The 14,169-nt window shown below is 46.7% G+C and carries 14 protein-coding genes; all 14 read right to left on the reverse strand.

Going from position 1 to position 14,169, the window contains the following annotated elements:
- Positions 1-7: 7 nt before the first annotated feature.
- Complete coding sequence (gene dut, locus J2T16_RS06600) at positions 8-451, reverse strand: dUTP diphosphatase (RefSeq protein ID WP_090923825.1); 444 nt, start codon at positions 449-451, stop codon at positions 8-10.
- The gene (locus J2T16_RS06605; protein ID WP_090923826.1) at positions 417-1,697 is read right to left on the reverse strand and encodes a M16 family metallopeptidase; all 1,281 of its coding nucleotides are present in this window, start codon (positions 1,695-1,697) and stop codon (positions 417-419) included. Before J2T16_RS06605 ends, dut begins: the two co-directional genes overlap by 35 nt.
- Before the next feature lie 96 nt (positions 1,698-1,793).
- On the reverse strand, positions 1,794-2,789 hold the full coding sequence (locus tag J2T16_RS06610; RefSeq protein ID WP_499017991.1) for a polysaccharide deacetylase family protein: 996 nt from the start codon (positions 2,787-2,789) through the stop codon (positions 1,794-1,796).
- A 180-nt stretch (positions 2,790-2,969) separates the two neighbouring features.
- Positions 2,970-5,072: a polyribonucleotide nucleotidyltransferase gene (gene pnp / locus J2T16_RS06615; protein WP_336122382.1), complete on the reverse strand. Its 2,103-nt coding sequence runs from the start codon at positions 5,070-5,072 to the stop codon at positions 2,970-2,972.
- A gap of 259 nt (positions 5,073-5,331) precedes the next feature.
- Positions 5,332-5,601 (reverse strand): 30S ribosomal protein S15, encoded by a 270-nt coding sequence (gene rpsO / locus J2T16_RS06620; protein ID WP_056700672.1) that lies wholly within the window; start codon positions 5,599-5,601, stop codon positions 5,332-5,334.
- A 158-nt stretch (positions 5,602-5,759) separates the two neighbouring features.
- Positions 5,760-6,698: a bifunctional riboflavin kinase/FAD synthetase gene (locus tag J2T16_RS06625; RefSeq protein WP_418792738.1), complete on the reverse strand. Its 939-nt coding sequence runs from the start codon at positions 6,696-6,698 to the stop codon at positions 5,760-5,762.
- A 69-nt stretch (positions 6,699-6,767) separates the two neighbouring features.
- Positions 6,768-7,691 carry a tRNA pseudouridine(55) synthase TruB gene (truB, locus tag J2T16_RS06630; RefSeq protein WP_154886344.1) on the reverse strand — a complete coding sequence of 308 codons (924 nt, stop codon included), beginning with the start codon at positions 7,689-7,691 and terminating at the stop codon, positions 6,768-6,770.
- Positions 7,685-8,662 carry a DHH family phosphoesterase gene (locus tag J2T16_RS06635; RefSeq protein ID WP_090923830.1) on the reverse strand — a complete coding sequence of 326 codons (978 nt, stop codon included), beginning with the start codon at positions 8,660-8,662 and terminating at the stop codon, positions 7,685-7,687. The genes truB and J2T16_RS06635 overlap by 7 nt, the downstream gene beginning before the upstream one ends.
- A gap of 19 nt (positions 8,663-8,681) precedes the next feature.
- The gene (gene rbfA / locus J2T16_RS06640; protein WP_090923831.1) at positions 8,682-9,047 is read right to left on the reverse strand and encodes a 30S ribosome-binding factor RbfA; all 366 of its coding nucleotides are present in this window, start codon (positions 9,045-9,047) and stop codon (positions 8,682-8,684) included.
- A gap of 25 nt (positions 9,048-9,072) precedes the next feature.
- Entirely contained in the window at positions 9,073-11,652 is a 2,580-nt protein-coding gene (gene infB, locus J2T16_RS06645) for a translation initiation factor IF-2 (RefSeq protein WP_221790535.1), read from the reverse strand.
- Positions 11,645-11,974 carry a L7Ae/L30e/S12e/Gadd45 family ribosomal protein gene (locus tag J2T16_RS06650; protein WP_154886347.1) on the reverse strand — a complete coding sequence of 110 codons (330 nt, stop codon included), beginning with the start codon at positions 11,972-11,974 and terminating at the stop codon, positions 11,645-11,647. Before J2T16_RS06650 ends, infB begins: the two co-directional genes overlap by 8 nt.
- Positions 11,967-12,275: an RNase P modulator RnpM gene (gene rnpM, locus J2T16_RS06655; protein ID WP_090923834.1), complete on the reverse strand. Its 309-nt coding sequence runs from the start codon at positions 12,273-12,275 to the stop codon at positions 11,967-11,969. The genes J2T16_RS06650 and rnpM overlap by 8 nt, the downstream gene beginning before the upstream one ends.
- A 27-nt stretch (positions 12,276-12,302) precedes the next feature.
- Positions 12,303-13,400 carry a transcription termination factor NusA gene (gene nusA / locus J2T16_RS06660; protein WP_090923835.1) on the reverse strand — a complete coding sequence of 366 codons (1,098 nt, stop codon included), beginning with the start codon at positions 13,398-13,400 and terminating at the stop codon, positions 12,303-12,305.
- Positions 13,401-13,523: 123 nt separating this feature from the next.
- Positions 13,524-13,985, reverse strand: a complete 462-nt coding sequence (rimP, locus tag J2T16_RS06665) for a ribosome maturation factor RimP (protein ID WP_090923836.1) — start codon at positions 13,983-13,985, stop codon at positions 13,524-13,526.
- Positions 13,986-14,169: the final 184 nt, after the last annotated feature.

Genomic DNA, 14,169 nt, shown 5'->3' on the forward strand with positions numbered 1-14,169 from the left:
GGTATTGTTATTTACCTGTGTGCCCGAATCCGCCTTCGCCCCGCACGGTCTCCGAAAGTTCAGCCACTTCCGTCAATTCGATGGCAGGCACCGTCTGAAACACGATTTGAGCAATCCGTTCCCCACGCACAATCGTAAAGGGCTCCTGACCCAAATTAATGAGCAACACCTTCACCTCACCACGATAATCCGCATCAATGGTTCCCGGTGTATTCAGGCAAGTAATCCCGTGTTTGAAAGCAAGTCCGCTACGTGGACGAATTTGAGCTTCCAGCCCGGCAGGCATCGCCATCGCAAGACCAGTCGGAATCAATGTACGCTGCCCTGGCTCTAGCACAACTTCTTCTTCCAATGCCGCCACCACATCAAAGCCAGCAGCCAGCTCGGACATCTTTTGCGGCAGTTTAATATCTTCGTTACCCGGTAATTTCTTTATTTGAACGTAATGCAACCAAATCATCCCTTCTAAGTCCAGCAATCGTCTTGTCTGATGCTCCTACCATCGCGAGCGCAAACGGCTCTGCAAACATCAGATCAAGCACAGCGTCAATGTCTTTCATCGTGACTTGCTCAATCTTGGCAATCATCTCGTCAAGCGTATGATGTCTGCCAAGCATCAATTCATTTTTTCCCAGTCGGTTCATACGGCTGCCCGTGCTCTCCAGACTCAGGATCAGACTACCTTTCAGCTGCTCCTTGCCTTTACGCAGTTCATCTTCGGATAATCCATTTACAGCCAGATCACGTAGCACTTCTTTGGTTAGATCCAGTACTTCTTTGGTCTGTTTCGGCGCTGTACCCGCATAGATCGTGAATAGTCCGCTGTCCGCATGAGAGCTGTGATAAGAATAAACGGAGTAAGCTAGCCCTCGCTTTTCACGGATTTCCTGGAACAATCTGGAGCTCATACCGCCACCAATCGCATTGTTAAGAACAACCATCGCAAATTGTAGCGGGTCTCCGATTTTGCAACCTGGAAACGAAATACAGATATGATTCTGCTCCGTTTTCTTTTTGTGGAAGAGCTGACCGCTTTGAAAAGCCGGAATGTTTACTTCCTCGGTTACACCGTTAACATCAAACGCACCAAAGTGTTTCTCCATCAGATCAATCACGCTATCGTCAATGTTACCCGCAATACTGATCACGGTGTTCTCGATGGTGTAATGTTCCTTCATATATGCACGTAAATGACTGGAATCCATCGCTTTAAGACGTTCTTCGGTTCCCAGGATTGGATATGCCAGTGGATGCTCTCCATATGCAGCGAGCGCCATCAAATCGTGAACCATGTCGTCAGGCGTATCCTCGTACATTGAGATTTCTTCCAAAATCACATTTTTCTCTTTGACGAGTTCACCGTCGTCCATTTTGGAGCGAAAGAACATATCGGACAACACATCCACCGCAATAGGCAGATGCTCATCCAACACTTTTGCGTAATAGCAGGTATATTCCTTGGAGGTAAATGCATTTACGTTACCGCCGATCGCATCAAACTGCTCCGCAATCGCCTTCGCATCAAACCGATCCGTCCCCTTAAAAAGCATATGTTCAATAAAATGGGATACCCCGTTATTTTCTGTTCGCTCATTACGCGAACCTGTTTTGACCCAGATTCCAAATGACACGGAACGACAGGTCGGGATTTGTTCCATCACAACTCTGAGGCCATTGCCCAGCTGAATTTTTTTCACGGTTGGCCCTCCTACATCTCTATAATTGCCCTGATTTCAATAATGATGAAATCGACATTTGGTTCCAACTTTTTGATATTAACAAAAAAACGGCGTTCACTCAACCGTATGGCCTTGCACCCGTTCAGAAGACAACGTTTCACTTACAGTTCCTAACGACAGTCCTTTAGCATGGATGGAATCGATCATACCTTTCAGTGCTCCTGCGGAGGATGCGGTTGGATGCATGAGAATTAACGATCCGGCCTCGGTTTTATTGGCAATTTTGGCTATGACAGAGTCTGGGCTGGGTTTGCGCCAGTCCACTGTATCTACCGTCCACAAGACGGTTTTTAGCCCCATAGATGCCGCGATATCCACCGTTTTTTGATTAAAATCACCCGAAGGCGGAGCGAACCAACGATTTTCCACTCCAAGGGTTTGTTGCAACAGATCCTGGGTTTTGCTAATTTCTAATCGGGCTCGCTCTGCACTCAAACGACTCATGTCGGGATGTGAATATGCATGGTTGGAAAGCTCATGTCCACGCTTCTGAATTTCCTTGGCGAGTTCTGCATTTTTGCTCAGCCAACTTCCATCCAGAAAAAATGTAGCCTTCACCTTCTCCGCGTCAAGCGTGTCCAACATTGGAACAAGGAATTCATTGCCCCAAGCGACATTAATCATAAAAGAAACCATGGGTTTACTCTCATTGCCTCGATAAATCGGATGTGCCCCCAGGTCTTTTAACTGAATTTCCGGCTCGGTCTGGCGATAGACATATGGAATTTTGGTATTCAGCGTGCCACCCAGCGCCTTGCGATACGTAGCTTCTACGTCGATCTCCAGGCCGTTATAACCCGGGATCGCTTTCCATACTCGATCAACTCTCGCATTCACCGGTGCAATTCGAGTTTCAGCTGCCTTATCCTTGATCGCAGATAACAATGACTCTTCTCCGGTCACTTCCTTAAACATGTCAAAAGCATTCTGAGTTCCCGGACCATCACGGATCTCCGTAATGTATGTACGTACACTGTCCACTTGTCCGATTAGCATGACCGCCGCCACACCCGCAAGAACAACCGCCAGTTTTTTGGATTGGTTTCTCACAGCTCCATCCTCCTGCCGTCTTTGTCCCCATCATATGAGGACAAGGACAGGAATATGAATAAAAACTGCAATCTTATGAATGGAACGTATTTTTGTTTAAACGTTAAAAAAAGAGCCAGAAATTCACATTCTGTCTCTTCATTCAATCATGCTTATGTTATTCAAACCAACGTCAGCAACCTAGGATTGCGCAGGAGCTTCTGCTGTTAGTACTGCTTTACGAGACAAGTTGATTCGACCTTGCGGATCAATCTCGGTTACTTTTACAGTAATAGAATCACCAATCGCCACAACATCTTCTACTTTCGCTACACGCTCAGTAGACAATTGGGAGATGTGAACCAGACCTTCTTTGTTTGGCAACACTTCAACGAATGCACCGAATTTCTCAACGCGTTTTACTTTGCCGACATAGATTTCGCCAACAAGTACTTCGCGTACAATGCCTTCGATGATCGCTTTGGCTTTATCATTCATCTCCTGATTGGAAGAAGCGATAAAGACACGTCCATCCTGCTCGATATCAATTTTAACACCGGTTTCTTCGATGATTTTATTGATGATTTTACCACCAGCGCCGATGACATCACGGATTTTGTCCGGATTGATATGCATAGTCGTAATTTTAGGCGCATATTGGGACAATTGCTCACGAGGTGTTTTCATCACTTCGGTCATTTTACCCAAAATGTGCATACGTCCCTCTTTGGCTTGAGCTAGCGCTTCGGACAAGATTTGACGATCGATTCCATCAATTTTAATATCCATTTGAATCGCTGTTACGCCTTCAGGTGTTCCTGCTACTTTGAAGTCCATATCGCCCAGATGATCTTCCATACCTTGAATATCACTCAGGATAGATACATGGTCTCCGTCTTTGATCAGACCCATCGCCACACCAGCTACCGGTGCTTTGATTGGTACACCTGCGTCCATCATGGCAAGTGTACTTGCACAGATACTTGCTTGGGACGTAGAACCGTTGGATTCCAATACTTCAGATACCAAACGAATCGTGTATGGGAAGTCCGTTTCAGAAGGAATAACCTTAGACAATGCACGCTCACCAAGGGCACCATGTCCGATTTCACGACGTCCTGGCGCACGAAGCGGACGAGCTTCACCTACGCTGAACGGCGGGAAGTTATAGTGATGCATGAAACGTTTCGTTTCTTCCAAACTGATGCCATCCAGAATTTGAACGTCACCCAGTGCACCTAGTGTACAGATGCTCAGTGCTTGCGTTTGTCCACGTGTGAACAGACCTGAACCATGTGTACGCGGAAGCAGTGAAGTATCACATTCAATTGCACGAATTTCAGCAAGGCCGCGTCCATCCGGACGTACTTTATCGTGAGTGATCAGACGGCGCACTTCTTCTTTGACGATATCGTGCAGCACTTCTTTCACATCTTTGAGCAATTCAGGCGTTTCAAGATACTTCTCTTCGAAGTGAGCAACGGTTTCGTCATTCACTGCATCGATGGCATCCTGACGTGCATGTTTCTCGGCAATTTTAACTGCTTCCACCAGACGTGCGCTTGCATACTCACGAACGCTGCTGTTTACTTCTGCATTAACCGCATGCAGTTTGACTTCCATTTTTTCTTTACCGGCAACTTGTACAAGCTGTTCGATGACCGTCACGATGTTTTTGATCTCGTCATGTCCGAACATGATTGCTTCAAGCATTACTTCTTCTGGCAATTCATTCGCTTCCGCTTCAACCATCATGATTGCATCTCTAGTTCCTGCAACCACGAGTTCAAGTTCGCTGACTTCAAGCTGTGCAATTGTTGGGTTAATGATGAACTCTCCATCAATACGGCCCACCTTCACACCGCCAATTGGCCCACTGAAAGGTACATCGGAAATGCTCAGTGCTGCTGAAGTACCAATCATTGCTGCGATTTGTGGTTCACAATCCTGATCCACGCTCATAACAATATTCAGAACTTGTACATCGTTACGGAAACCTTCCGGGAACAATGGACGAATCGGACGGTCTGTCAGACGACTTGCCAGAATTGCTTTCTCGGATGGTCTACCTTCACGCTTGATAAATCCACCTGGGATTTTACCAACAGCGTACAATCTTTCCTCATAGTTCACCGTTAGTGGGAAAAAGTCCAAATCTTTCGGCTCACTGGATGCTGTCACGGTACACAATACGACGGTATCCCCGTATGTTACCTTTACGGCAGCATTTGCCTGCTTGGCCAAACGCCCGGTTTCAAGCGTAAGCTTTCTTCCACCAAGCTGCATTTCAACACGCTGTTCCATGAAATCCCTCCTTTAATTCGTTCCTATCACAATGGATTCTGCATATTCACAGTATTTCCTGCTTGTCCAGCATTCATTAACTATAGTTGGACAGGCCGGAGACTGACTTGCAAAACAAAAGCTCCTTGCGGAGCCCTCAGCTACAAATATATGGCAACATGTTCATCTACAAAACAACCCGGCTGTAAGCTCCGCTTGTCCTTTTAGACAAAAGAAAAGCGGATAACAGCCAGGTTGATTTTGAAAACATGTACGATAATTAACGACGCAATCCGAGTTTTTCGATCAGTGCGCTGTAACGTTTAACATCTTTGTTTTTCACGTAAGCCAAAAGCTTACGACGTTGACCTACCATTTTCAAAAGTCCACGACGTGAGTGGTGGTCTTTCTTATGCGTACGCAAGTGGTCTGTCAAACTTCTGATGTTTTCCGTAAGGATAGCAACTTGCACCTCAGGTGATCCAGTATCGGACTCATGAGTTTTGTGCTCGTCGATCAGTTGTTGTTTACGTTCTTGAGTCAATGCCATCCTATTCACCTCCTTCATTATAATCGCCATTAGCCTCGTCACCGCCGGTGAGAGCGTGTAACCAAGCTAAGGTTAATGTTGCCTCATTCGACAACGTAGTACATTATACCATACTTGCCCGGACAAAGTAAATGTAAACATCCATTTTATTAAAGTTTTTAGGACAGTAAGCGAGCTGCGGTCAGTACATCTTCTCGGATCTGAGCAATCAGAGCATCGATGGAATCGAATTTTCGTTCATTTCGAATGTAATGCACCAGTTCTACTTTCAGTTCCTGATCATAGATTTGGCCGTCAAAATTAAGCAGATGTACTTCGTACGTCGGTCTCATTCCATTCTCGTGAAAGGTAGGTTTGACACCAAGGTTCATCACACCTGTCAATTCTTGATCGCCAACGTTTACTCGTACAGCATATACACCTTTGGCTGGTGTAACATAGTGATCGGTAAGTTCGAGATTGGCGGTAGGAAAACCGATGGTCCGTCCCCTTTTCTCTCCGTGAATCACAGTACCTCTGACACTATAAGGACGTCCAAGCCACTGGCTTGCCTCATCCATCTCACCACGCTTCAAAAGAGCACGGATCAGCGAGCTACTTACTTTCTCCCCGCCCAGCAAGAACGGAGGCACGGTCTCTACTGTCATTTCTCCATCCCCGAGCGCACGAAGCATTTGTTCATCCCCAGCACCTTTGTGCCCGAACCGGAAATCAAATCCAACAACCGCTGTACGCGTTTGGAGAGGAAGCAACAGTTCATGAACGAATTGCTCTGGCGAGAGCTGTGAAAATGATTCATTGAACTCAACAACATAGAGTATGTCTACGCCCATGCCAGCCAAAATTTCTTCTTTGTCTCTCAGAGGCGTCAGATAACCTTCGTAATCCCCTTTGCGCATAACTTCCTTCGGATGTGGGTGGAAGGTCATGACGGCCGCCTTCATATCCGATTCCCTAGCGATGCGAACAGCGGATAGAATGACGCTTGCATGTCCGAGATGCAACCCGTCAAATTGACCGATAGCCAGCACTTGGGGATGTGTACTCAGTTCCGCCGATTGCAATGTTTGCGGATAGGTTAGCATTACGGTTTTCACAATCATTCACCTGCATTTCACTTGATAGGCCAAGCTTGAACCTCGTCATCACGCCAAGCCATTGCCTCTTTATTCCGGTAAGAAGACTTTAACAGCCCTCACGGTTGGTTTCGATTCATCCCGTTCAAAAATACCTAGAAACGTTCCATCTTGAGCGTATAGACGGAGTAGCCCTGGCTTCTCCACAGGTGGCTCCAGTAAACGTGCTGACAGCTTTTGGCCCTGTAGAGCGCCCTTCGTCTGTTCTTCTCCAACTTTATGGGCTGGAATGGAAGAGATCGCTTCATCTACGGGAATCAATGCTTCAGAGAGAGTCCCTTCGTTCATACGCTGTTCCACGTCTTCGATACGAAGACAATGATCTGCCGAGATACCAGCAGATATGGTGCGCTCCAGCTTAACCATGGTGGAAGGGAAACCAAGTTCACGACCGATGTCTACACATAATGTGCGAATATACGTCCCTTTTGAGCACAAGGCACGGAACGATATATCCGTTGTGCCATCATGGGTTTCGATCCCGATAAGCTCAAGCTCGTAGATGGTGACTTCACGACTCTTGCGTTCTACAGTCTTACCCTCGCGGGCAAGCTCATATAGCCGTTTTCCGTCGACCTTTACTGCTGAATACATCGGCGGAACCTGCGAAATGGTACCCAGAAACTTCTGTAACACCTCTTCCACCTGATCCTGAGTTACTTCTACAGGGGATTCCGAACGTTCAATAACTTCCCCCGTCAGATCCTCGGTGTCTGTAGCAAGGCCCAGCCTTAGTGTCGCCAGATACTCCTTCGGAAGTTCCTGCATATACTCCACCACCCGTGTCGCTCGCCCAAGGCATAACGGAAGAACGCCAGTTACCTGCGGATCGAGCGTGCCCGTGTGACCGATGCGCTTCATTTTCAAAATCCGACGCATTTTGGCTACAACATCATGGGAAGTAAATCCCGCTGGTTTGTATACCGGGAGAATACCTTCAAACGGTTTTACCATTGTGTATTCACCTGCTTCAACACTTTTTCCACGCTTTCTTCGACTTTGCCTTCCAGTCGGCATCCAGCTGCGAGAACATGTCCGCCGCCACCAAAAGTTTGTGCCAGTGCTGCAACATCTATTTTACCGGCAGAACGCAAGGAAGCTTTAACAGCATTATCGTTGATCACTTTGAAAAAGATGCCCACTTCTACTCCACGAATGTTACGGGTATAGTTGACGATCCCTTCCAGATCTTCGTTGGCTGCTCCACACTCCTGCATATCTTCTGGTGTAATAACAACCCAGGCAACTCTACCGTCTTCTGACATTTGCAAAGAGGACAGTGCCTTGTTCAATATGCGAATCTGCGGGAGCGTCACCTCTTCGAGTAGCGTTTGTGCCAAATAAGGCCCATCTACACCATGCTCCAGTAAGCGGGAAGCAACAGTCATCACATTGGGACTTGTATTCGCATAACGGAATCCACCCGTATCTGTTAGCAAGCCTGTATATACTGCCGTAGCTATATCCTTATCCCATGTAATGTCAAATAGTTGTAGCAATTCAAACAAAATTTCGGCCGTTGCTGCTGCATCGGATTTTATAATGTTAACTGAACCATATCCGTTATTCGTAGGATGATGATCGATATTCAAAATAATGGCGTCTTCTTCAAAATATTGACGGGTAAGCCCCACTCTTGCAAAGTCAGCGCAATCAACACAAATGATCGCTTTAAACTTACGCTCCGGGGGTTGTTCGGTCATGTTCACAATGGCATCCGCATGATACAGAAAACGCATGCGTGATGGGATTTCGCCCTCATTAATCATTGTGAATGTTTTTCCCAGACATGACAGCAGCCAGCCCATCGTTACCGTCGAGCTGACTGCGTCACCGTCCGGCTGTACATGCGACACGACCAGGTAATCGTCATGCTCCAGCAAGAATTGTTTTCCTGCCTGGAGCGCCTGTTCATAAGTGTGCATTGCCGTCTCCTCTATTCTGTTACTGGGATTCGTTTTTGTCGTTGTCAGAACCAATATCGCCAAGCAGCTTTTCAATTCGGCTACCATATGCAATTGATTCGTCAATCTTGAATATCAACTCGGGAACATGACGGAACCGGATACGTTTGCCCAGCTCCGTGCGCAAAAAGCCGTTTGCTTTTGCAAGTGCTTTAAGCGAGTTATCCTTTTGCTCCTGTTCACCGAAGACACTCAGATAAACTTTGGCTTGCGACAAGTCGCCAGTTACTTCAACTCCTGTCACGGTAATAAAACCGATGCGTGGATCTTTCAGTTCTGACTGGATGAGCAGACTCAGTTCTTTCTTGATCTGCTCGCCCACTCTACCTGTACGAATCTTAGCCATTGTTGTTCACCTCAAACTTCCTTGCTTATCGTTGTACGGTCTCCATGATGAAGGCTTCAATTACATCGCCTTCCTTGAGATCGTTGTATTTATCCAATGTGATACCACACTCGTAACCTTGAGCCACTTCTTTGGCATCATCTTTAAAGCGTTTCAGGGAATCCAGCTTACCTTCGTAAAGGACGATACCATCACGAATCAGGCGAGCTTCCGCAGAACGAGTGATTTTGCCAGAGGTAACCATACAACCCGCAATGGTACCCACTTTACTGATGGAGAAGGTATTACGTACTTCAGCATGGCCAATCACTTTTTCTTTGTAGATCGGATCAAGCATACCTTTCATTGCTTGTTCAATCTCTTCGATAACACTGTAGATGACGCGGTGCAGACGAATGTCTACTTGCTCTTGATCCGCAGTAATTTTGGCTTGGTTTTCAGGACGAACGTTGAAACCGATCACGATGGCATTGGAAGCTGCAGCCAAAATGATGTCGGATTCCGTGATCGCACCAGCACCGCTGTGAATGATCTTCACGCGTACACCTTCAACCTCGATTTTCGCAAGGGAACCTTTCAATGCTTCAACCGAACCTTGTACGTCACCTTTAATGATCACGTTCAAATCTTTGATCTCACCATCTTTGATGTGTTGGAAAAGATCATCCAGAGTTACACGTGTGTTCGTACCCAGATCGGATTCACGCTGCGTAATCGCACGTTTGTCAGCGATGGAACGAGCTTTACGCTCATCTTCGAACACCATGAACGGATCTCCTGCTCCTGGCACTTCAGTCAAACCTGTAATTTCTACCGGTGTAGATGGTCCTGCTTCTTTCAGACGGCGGCCTTTATCATTGACCATTGCACGTACACGACCAAAACAGTTACCCGCTACGAACGCATCTCCGACTTTCAGTGTACCATGCTGTACAAGGATACGTGCAACTGGTCCACGTCCTTTATCAAGCTCAGCCTCAATGACCGTACCCCGGGCACGTTTATCCGGATTTGCTTTGTATTCATTTACTTCTGCAACGAGCAGAATCATTTCAAGTAAACCTTCCAGACCCATTCTTTGTTTCGCAGATACGTTTACAAAGATCGTATCTCCGCCCCACTCTTCCGGAACGAGTTCATAGTTGGTCAGTTCCTGTTTTACTTTGTCAGGATCAGCGCCCGGCTTATCAATTTTGTTAACCGCTACGATGATTGGCAAACCTGCCGCTTTCGCGTGGTTAATCGCCTCAACCGTTTGTGGCATAACACCGTCATCGGCAGCGACTACAATAATCGTCATATCTGTAACTTGTGCTCCACGGGCACGCATTGCTGTAAATGCTTCGTGACCCGGAGTATCCAGGAACGTGATTTTCTTGTGGTTAATTTCAACTTGATATGCACCGATATGTTGAGTGATTCCGCCCGCTTCGCCGCCAGTTACATTCGTAGAACGAATGGCATCCAGCAATGTTGTTTTACCATGGTCAACGTGACCCATAATCGTTACAACTGGAGGACGGGATTGAAGGTCAGCAGGATCATCATTCTCTTCAACGGTTTCAAAACGATCGTCTTCAAGCACAATTTTCACTTCAACTTCAACACCGAATTCACCTGCAAGGAGGAGAATGGTATCGATATCAAGCTCTTGGTTAATGGTTGCCATAACACCCATACCAATCAGCTTTTTAATAACTTCAGAAGCATCCTTGTGAAGAAGTTTCGCTGTTTCACCAACCGTCATATCACCACGAACGATGATTTTCTTCGGCGTGTTATCGATTTTCTCACGTTGTACATATTGTTGCTGATTTCTGTTACGGTTGTTCTTGCCACCACGGTTATTACGGAAGTTACCGCCACGGTTATCGTCGAAACGACGTCCGCCTCCGCCACCACTATTGGAACGGTTGCCGCTGTTATTATTACCGGAATTGCCTTGACCACCTCTGCGCTGGCCGCCTTGTCCCTGCCCTTGGCCACCAGTACGGTTAGCGCTATTGGCAGAGTTACTACCGGTGTTCGGTCCTGTAGTTCTGCCTGGACCACCGCTATTGTTCGGACGTTGTCCGGACCCTTGCGGGCGGGAAGCCGTGTTTCCTTGACCGCTTGAAGCTGGTCTTGGACGATTTCCTGTTTGTCCTCCTTGGCTTGAACCTTGGGAAGAAGAATTTGTTCTGTTACGGCTGTCTTGGCCGCTTGGTCTCTGAGTGCCATTGTTATTGTTGGAATTTGGTCTATTGTTCATACCTACCTGCTTTTCCTGTTGTATTTTTGTTTGTACGGGACTACCGGCTGTTGTGCTGTTATTCGGCGTGTTCACTCCGCCGCCCGGCTTGTTGCTGTCCACTGGTTTGTCACTGCGCACAGCCGAAGTCGCAACAGACTTGGCTTCGCCACCTTGTTTCGAAGCGGCAGTGGATTTTATATCTTTAAAAAATTGTTCCACTTTACCGACTGAACCATTCTCCATCACACTCATATGATTGTTAACGGGAATATCCAGCTTTTTAAGAATGGTTATAATTTCTTTACTGCTCATGTTAAGGGACTTCGCATATTCATAAACTCGCAATTTTTCCTTGTTTTCCTGTTTACTCAATATACTCCACCTCCGACATTATACCGACTTGCTTGGAGATCATTTTTGCAAACCCAAGGTCTGTTACTGCAAGAACCACCCGCGTGTCTTTACCGATGCTTGACCCAATACGGTCACGATCCAATCCGATAAGAAGCGGAACCTTGTAAGTAGCACATTTGTCGCGAAATTTCTTTTGTGTATTCGCCGAGGCGTCGCCTGCAACTATAACCATCTTGGCTTCACCCGAACGGATCGCCTTATGCACAATCTCATCACCTGTGAGCAGTTTACCAGCGCGCATGGACAGACCGAGGTAAGACAACACTTTCATATCACTCATCCTCTTCACGCTCCTGTGCAGCAATGAATTCATCCTCAACTGCAACGAAATCGGCAGCGAGCTGTTCATAGATTTCTGGTGAAACTTTACTCTTCAGCGCACGATCAAGCGCACGATTTTTAAGTGCAAGCTTGAAACAAGACTCTTTGCCACACAGATATGCGCCTCGTCCGGACTTTTTCCCGGTCAAATCGATCAGTACTTCGTCCTCAGGCGTTTTAACGATGCGAATCAGTTGTTTTTTGGGCATCATTTCTTGACATGCCACACATTTGCGCAGCGGCACTTTTTTAGGTTTCATACGTCAGCGCCCCCTCCGTGCTTTCCTTTAGTCGACGGAGACGGAATCCTGATGCATTTCCGAAGAAGAATCTTTTTCTCTGCCGAATTCCTGCTCCGCCTGGCTCTCGCTCTTAATGTCGATCTTCCAGCCCGTTAATTTGGCTGCCAATCTAGCATTTTGACCTTTGATGCCGATGGCAAGGGACAGTTGATAGTCAGGAACGATCACCCGAGCCATCTTTTCCTCCTCGAACACGTGAACTTCCAAGACTTTAGAAGGACTCAGTGCATTCGCCACATATTCGTCCACTTGTTCGGAATAACGAACGATGTCGATTTTCTCACCGCGCAGCTCACCCACAATGGTCTGCACGCGCATCCCTTTTGGACCTACACAAGATCCAACCGGATCAACTTCCTCATTGCGAGAATGAACTGCGATTTTGGAACGGAATCCTGCTTCGCGGGCAACCGAACGAATCTCAACTACACCGTCAAATATCTCAGGCACTTCCAGTTCGAAAAGGCGTTTTAAGAGGCCCGGATGAGTACGGGACAAAATGATTTGTGGCCCTTTGGTCGTATTCTCTACTTTGGTGATGTAAGCCTTGATGCGGTCACCGTGAACAAACTTCTCGTTCGGCATTAACTCTGTGAGTGGCAGTGCCGCTTCGATTTTGCCCAGGTCGATGTAGATATTGCGCAAATCCTGACGCTGCACTACTCCCGTAACGATATCTTCTTCCTTATCCACGAAAGCATTGTAGATCAGGCCACGTTCGGCTTCACGAATCCGCTGAGTTACAACCTGTTTAGCCGTTTGTGCGGCGATACGTCCAAAGTCGCGCGGCGTAACTTCAATCTCCGCAATATCTTCCAGCTGGAAGTGTGGATTAATTTCCCGTGCAGCAGGCAATGAAATCTCAGTGCGTGAATCCAGGACTTCTTCCACGATCAGTTTGCGGGCATATACGCGAATAACCCCCGTATTACGGTTCATGTCAACACGTACGTTCTGCGCCGTGTTAAAATTACGCTTGTAACTGGAGATAAGTGCAGCCTCGATCGCTTCAAACAGCACATCCTTGCTGATCCCTTTTTCCCGTTCCAATTCATTCATTGCTTCAATAAAATCCATACTCATGAATGTTGATCCCCCTTTCAAACATGGCATCCCATACGTAAAACGGCTAAGGCTCGAAACTTGTGAGCACCTTGCCGTTATCGTGAGATGTGTCTTTTTCATTAATCAAGTGAACAAGGCACTTTAAAACAAAATGGCCAAGCGCGCACTGGCAACCTTTTCATAAGAAATGGTATGCTGCTTCTTGCCTGCTTCAATCACAAGCTCCCCATTATCAAAGGAAAGCAGCTTGCCTTCGAATTCCTTTAATTTATTCACCGGCTCGTAGGTTGTAACAAATACGTTTTTGCCTACGGCTTTGGCAACATCCTCCGCTTTTTTCAGTGGACGCTCCGCACCGGGAGAAGACACTTCAAGGAAATAGACAGATGGGATCGGATCGTTCTCATCAAGCTTGGCGCTCAGCTTTTCGCTGATCAAGACACAATCGTCGATGTCGATTCCACCCTCTTTGTCGACATACACCCGTAAAAACCAGTTGCTGCCTTCTTTGACGTATTCGATGTCAACCAGCTCGAAGCCTTGTTCGTTCAAGTAGGGTTGGATCATTTCTTCCACGGTAGATTTAATATTCGTTGTGCTCAAAACCGATAACCTCCAACTTAGGTCACACCAACTATAATCGCTGGCAGATGATTAAATACCCAAGATTCTTGTATACCAAAGACTAAAGAGTGGGTTTCCCCACTCTTCAGAAATTCGTACTATCTCGTTCACTTCAAAAATTATAACATAGTCTGGTAATAGTGACAAGTAACCCACCTTTGCA

The organism is Paenibacillus intestini (genome assembly GCF_030803945.1).
In the GTDB taxonomy this organism is placed as follows: domain Bacteria; phylum Bacillota; class Bacilli; order Paenibacillales; family Paenibacillaceae; genus Paenibacillus; species Paenibacillus polysaccharolyticus.

What these genes read in the sequence shown, in the direction of transcription:
- pnp (WP_336122382.1), bottom strand. Translation starts at nt 5,072, where the DNA reads ATGGAACAGCGTGTTGAAATGCAGCTTGGTGGAAGAAAGCTTACGCTT.
- rpsO (WP_056700672.1), bottom strand. Translation starts at nt 5,601, where the DNA reads ATGGCATTGACTCAAGAACGTAAACAACAACTGATCGACGAGCACAAA.
- truB (WP_154886344.1), bottom strand. Translation starts at nt 7,691, where the DNA reads ATGGTAAAACCGTTTGAAGGTATTCTCCCGGTATACAAACCAGCGGGA.
- J2T16_RS06635 (WP_090923830.1), bottom strand. Translation starts at nt 8,662, where the DNA reads ATGCACACTTATGAACAGGCGCTCCAGGCAGGAAAACAATTCTTGCTG.
- rbfA (WP_090923831.1), bottom strand. Translation starts at nt 9,047, where the DNA reads ATGGCTAAGATTCGTACAGGTAGAGTGGGCGAGCAGATCAAGAAAGAA.
- J2T16_RS06650 (WP_154886347.1), bottom strand. Translation starts at nt 11,974, where the DNA reads ATGAGTGATATGAAAGTGTTGTCTTACCTCGGTCTGTCCATGCGCGCT.
- rnpM (WP_090923834.1), bottom strand. Translation starts at nt 12,275, where the DNA reads ATGAAACCTAAAAAAGTGCCGCTGCGCAAATGTGTGGCATGTCAAGAA.
- nusA (WP_090923835.1), bottom strand. Translation starts at nt 13,400, where the DNA reads ATGAGTATGGATTTTATTGAAGCAATGAATGAATTGGAACGGGAAAAA.